Annotated in this window: 4 protein-coding genes; 2 read left to right on the top strand and 2 right to left on the bottom strand. The window is 70.8% G+C overall.

Features of this window, described 5'->3' with window-relative positions; translation table 11 throughout:
* Both ACFFNX_RS42280 and ACFFNX_RS42275 read right to left on the bottom strand, forming a co-directional pair.
* Positions 1–1,370 (bottom strand): DHA2 family efflux MFS transporter permease subunit (locus ACFFNX_RS42280; RefSeq protein ID WP_378211878.1); only part of this gene is annotated, 1,370 nt, incomplete at its 3' end.
* 78 nt (positions 1,371–1,448) lie between these two features.
* The gene (locus ACFFNX_RS42275; protein WP_378211877.1) at positions 1,449–1,937 is read right to left on the bottom strand and encodes a MarR family winged helix-turn-helix transcriptional regulator; all 489 of its coding nucleotides are present in this window, start codon (positions 1,935–1,937) and stop codon (positions 1,449–1,451) included.
* Positions 1,938–2,069: 132 nt separating this feature from the next.
* Here ACFFNX_RS42275 and lplAB point away from each other — a divergent pair, with 132 nt between their 5' ends.
* The gene (lplAB, locus tag ACFFNX_RS42270; protein ID WP_378211876.1) at positions 2,070–3,119 is read left to right on the top strand and encodes a lipoate-protein ligase LplAB; all 1,050 of its coding nucleotides are present in this window, start codon (positions 2,070–2,072) and stop codon (positions 3,117–3,119) included.
* Between the two features lie 98 nt (positions 3,120–3,217).
* Positions 3,218–4,855 (top strand): glucose-6-phosphate isomerase, encoded by a 1,638-nt coding sequence (gene pgi / locus ACFFNX_RS42265; RefSeq protein ID WP_378211875.1) that lies wholly within the window; start codon positions 3,218–3,220, stop codon positions 4,853–4,855.
* Positions 4,856–4,895: the final 40 nt, after the last annotated feature.

Genomic DNA, 4,895 nt, shown 5'->3' with positions numbered 1-4,895 from the left:
GCGGCGGCCAGGACGATCGCGGCGATCAGCAGGCCGGCGCCGATGTGGAACGCCACGTGGAAGCCGCCGGTCAGCGCCGTGGCGTGGTCGTGCCCGGCGGCGGTCAGCCCTCGCGTTCGCGCCGCCGCGAACGTCGACAGTACCGCCACGCCCAGTGCGCCGCCGACCTGCTGGGAGGTGTTGAACAGGCCCGAGACGAGCCCCGCGTCGCCGGCGCCCGCGCCGGACATGCCGAGTGTTGTGAGCGCGGAGGTCGCCAGGCCGAAGCCGCCCGCCAGCAGCATCGTCGGCAGCAGGTCCACGGCGTAGGCGGCGTGCACGGGCAGGCGGGTGAGCAGCCCGATGCCCACGACGAGCAGGGCGATCCCGGTGAGCAGCACGCGACGCTCGCCGAAGCGTGCGTTGAGCCGCGCCGACAGGAGCAGCGAGACGGTCGCGATGGTCAGGGCGGCCGGCAGCATCGCCAGCCCGGTCCCCGCCGCGCCATAGCCGCGTACCTCCTGCAGGTACAGGGCGATGAGGATCTGGAACCCGAACAGCGCCGAGACCATCAGGACCTGGACGGCGTTGGCGCCCGCGACGATCCGCGACCGGAAGATCCCGAGCGGCAGCAGCGGGGCCGCCGCCGTGGCCTGCCGTACGACGAACCCGGCGAGCAGCACGAGGGCGAGCGCGCCCCAGCCGAGCGTGTGCGCGGAGCCCCAGCCGTACCGGCTCGTCTCCACGATCGTGTAGACGCCGAGCATCAGGCCGGCGGTCACGAGGAGCGCGCCGGGCAGGTCGGCTCCCGCGCGGAGACCGAGCCCCTGGTCGGGCTCCAGCACCCGTACGGCCAAGAGCGCGGCGGCGGCGCCGATCGGCAGGTTGATGAAGAAGATCCAGTGCCAGCTCACGGCCTCGGTGAGCACTCCGCCGAGGACCTGGCCGATCGACGCGCCCGCGGCGCCGACGAAGCTGTAGGCGCCGATCGCCCGGCCGCGCTCACGCGGTTCGGGGAAGTGCGTCACGATCATGCCGAGGCTCACCGCCGAGGTCATCGCCCCGCCCACGCCCTGGACGAACCGGGCGGCGATGAGCATGTCCTGACCGGTGGACAGTCCGCAGAGCAGGGACGCGACGGTGAAGACCGCCAGACCCGCGACGAACATCCGCTTGCGCCCGACGAGGTCGCCGAGGCGTCCCGCCAGCAGCAGCAGACCACCGAAGGCGATCATGTACGAGTTGACGGTCCAGGTGAGGCTCGAGGGAGAGAACCGCAGGTCATGCTGGATCGCCGGGAGGGCGACGGTGACGATGCTGCCGTCGAGAATGATCATCAGCATGGCGGCGCAGAGCGCGACGAGCGCGGCGGTACGGGAAGGGCGAGGCATGAAAACGGCTCCTGTTCGCAGGGGCGGAACAAGAGAGACCGTAACAGATAGTTTTGAAGTAGACGATCCAGTAAGGATCTAAATCTTCCTCTGTCGCGTCCGCCGTACGGGCTGCTCGCACTCCACCGGTGTGGACAGATGGCCCGCGACCAGCCCGGTCAGCGCGTTCAGGAACACCTCGCGCGACTCCTCGGGGATCGCCTCGACCACCTCGCGATGCACCCGGTCGGCGATCTTCATTCCGGCGGCGACGGCGCGTTCGCCCGCCTCGGTCACCGCGATGATCCGCGCCCGCCGGTCGGTGCTCGATGGCCGGCGCTCGGCGAGCCCGCCCTTCTCCAGCTCGTCCACGGTCACCACCATCGTGGTCTTGTCCAGGTCGGAGATCTTGGCGAGCTGGATCTGGGTGCGTTCGGCCTCCAGGGCGTGGAACAGCACGCAGTACTCGCGGGGGGTGATGCCGATCTCGGTGAACGCCGCCGCCATCTGCGTCTCGAGTACGTGGCTGGCCTGGGAGAACAGGGCGGACAGGTCGAGGACGGTCCGGCTCGGAGCGCTCGCGGTCATGTTTCGGAGTCTATGCGGTCGGGTCGGAGGTGGATTATCCGCGACGGACCGATCCTCGGAATCGCGGACGCGCCGGCGCGGTTGAGGTGATCGCGTCACGGGGACGCCAGCACACGGAGCGGGGATGCCGACATGCACGGTGAGTACAAGGTGCCCGGGGGCAAGCTCGTGGTCGTCGACTTCGACCTCGAGGACGGCCGGCTGCGCGACGCGCGGGTCAGCGGCGACTTCTTCCTCGAACCCGACCACGCGCTGGAGCGGATCACCGCGGCGTTGAACGGCCTGCCGGCCCACCTGGAGGCCCGCGACATCGCCGCCCGGATCGACGCGCACCTGCCGCCGGGCACGATGATGCTCGGGTTCTCCGCCGAGGCCGTCGGCATCGCCGTACGCCGGGCGCTGACCGACGCGAGCGACTGGCGCGACCACGACTGGCGGCTCGTCCACGAGCCGCCGCAGGACCCCGCGCTGCACATGGCCATCGACGAGGTCCTCACCGAGGAGGTCGGCGCCGGACGCCGGCCGCCGACGCTGCGCGTGTGGGAGTGGGCGGCCCCCGCGGTGGTGATCGGCAGCTTCCAGTCGCTGCGCAACGAGGTGGACGCCGAGGCGGCGCGCCGGCACGGGGTCACGGTGGTCCGGCGGATCAGCGGCGGCGGCGCGATGTTCATCGAGCCGGGCAACACGATCACCTACTCGCTGTATGCCCCGGCCGCCCTCGTCCAGGGCATGAGCTTCGCCGACAGCTACGCCTTCCTCGACGACTGGGTGCTGGGCGCCCTCGGCGAGCTCGGCATCCGGGCCTGGTACCAGCCGCTCAACGACATCACCTCCGACCAGGGCAAGATCGCCGGAGCCGCGCAGAAGCGGCTCGGCTCGGGCGCCGTCCTGCACCACGTGACCATGTCGTACGACATCGACGCGGACAAGATGCTGGACGTGCTGCGGATCGGCCGGGAGAAGCTGTCGGACAAGGGCATCACGAGCGCGCGCAAGCGCGTGGACCCCCTGCGGCGCCAGACCGGCCTGTCGCGGTCGGAGATCATCGACCGGATGATCGGCCATTTCCGCGGCCGGTACGGGCTGACCGGCGACCGGCTCACCGCCGCCGAGCTGGCCGCCGCCGAGAAGAGAGTGGCCGGCAAGTTCGGCACGGAGGAGTGGACCGCCAGGGTTCCCTGAACCGCTCCCGGGGGTCTGTTGCGTACGGACCGCGTGTGTTCGATTGGATGGCCGGGTAGGGCAGGGCCCCCGACGGGCCGATGAGACGGAGGCAAGGGATGTCCGACAGCGTGCGGCTGGACCAGACCGACGAGTGGCGGGCGCTGCGGCGGCACTACGAGGAGACACGCGAGCTGCATCTGCGCGAGCTGTTCGCCGCCGACCCCGAACGGGGGAGCCGATACGCGCTGGAGGCCGGCGACCTGTACGTCGACTACTCGCGCAACCGGGTCACCGACGAGACGTTGCGGCTGCTGCGCGAGCTCCTCGCCGCCCGCGGGGTGACCGGGCTGCGCGACGCGATGTTCTCGGGCGAAAAGATCAACTTCACCGAGAAGCGCGCGGTGCTGCACGTCGCCCTGCGGGCCCCGCGTGACGCCGTCATCGAGGTGGACGGGGAGAACGTCGTGCCCGCCGTGCACGAGGTCCTCGACCGGATGGCCGCCTTCTCCGCGCAGGTGCGGTCGGGGGAGTGGACCGGGGCGACCGGCAGGCCGATCCGCAACGTCGTCAACATCGGCATCGGCGGCTCCGACCTCGGCCCGAAGATGGCGTACGAGGCGCTGCGCCCCTACGCCGACCGGACACGCGTGTTCCGGTTCGTGTCCAACGTCGACGGGGCCGACCTGCACGAGGCCGTCCGCGACCTCGACCCGGCCGAGACGCTGTTCATCATCTCCTCCAAGACCTTCACCACGGTCGAGACGATCACCAACGCGACCTCGGCGCGGCAGTGGCTGGTGTCGGCGCTCGGCGAGGACGCCGTGGCCAAGCACTTCGTCGCGGTCTCCACGAACGCCGACCAGGTGGCCAAGTTCGGCATCGACACCGCCAACATGTTCGGCTTCTGGGACTGGGTCGGCGGCCGGTACTCCTTCGACTCGGCCATCGGCCTGTCGCTGATGGTCGCGATCGGGCCGGAGCGATTCCGCGAGATGCTCGACGGCTTCCACCTGATGGACGAGCACTTCCGTACGGCGCCGCCGGAGCGGAACCTGCCGATGCTGCTCGGCCTGCTCGGCATCTGGTACGACGACTTCTACGACGCCCAGACCTACGCCGTGCTGCCCTACAGCCACTACCTGTCGCGGTTCACCGACTACCTCCAGCAGCTCGACATGGAGTCCGACGGCAAGTCGGTCGACCGTTCGGGCCGGCCGGTGACCTGGCAGACCGGGCCGGTCGTGTGGGGCACGCCGGGCACCAACGGCCAGCACGCCTACTACCAGCTGCTCCACCAGGGCACCAAGCTCGTCCCGGCCGACCTCATCGGCTTCGTCCGGCCCATCGAGGAGCTCGGCGAGCTGACGGGGCAGCACGACCTGCTGATGGCCAACCTCTTCGCGCAGGGACAGGCGCTGGCGTTCGGCAAGACCGCGGAGGAGGTCGCCGCCGAGGGCGTGCCGGCCGAGCAGGTGCCGCACCGCACGTTCCCCGGCAACCGGCCGACCAACACGATCCTGGCCACCGAGCTGACCCCGTCGGTGCTCGGCCAGCTGATCGCCCTGTACGAGCACAAGGTGTTCGTCCAGGGGGCGATCTGGGGGATCAACTCCTTCGACCAGTGGGGCGTCGAGCTGGGCAAGGTGCTCGCCAAGAACCTCGAGCCCCGGCTGAGCGGCGCCACCGACACCGCCGGCCTGGACGGCTCGACCGCGACCCTGGTCGAGCGCTACCGGCGGCTGCGCGGCCGCTGACCGCCGCACACGGATGCCCGGCCCGCGGGCCGGGCATCCG

Origin of the sequence: Actinoallomurus acaciae (assembly GCF_042429965.1) — a bacterium.
GTDB classification, from domain to species: Bacteria; Actinomycetota; Actinomycetes; order Streptosporangiales; family Streptosporangiaceae; genus Actinoallomurus; species Actinoallomurus acaciae.
The sequence above is the reverse complement of the archived record's forward strand: the minus strand, read 5'-3'. Positions and strand labels throughout refer to the sequence as shown.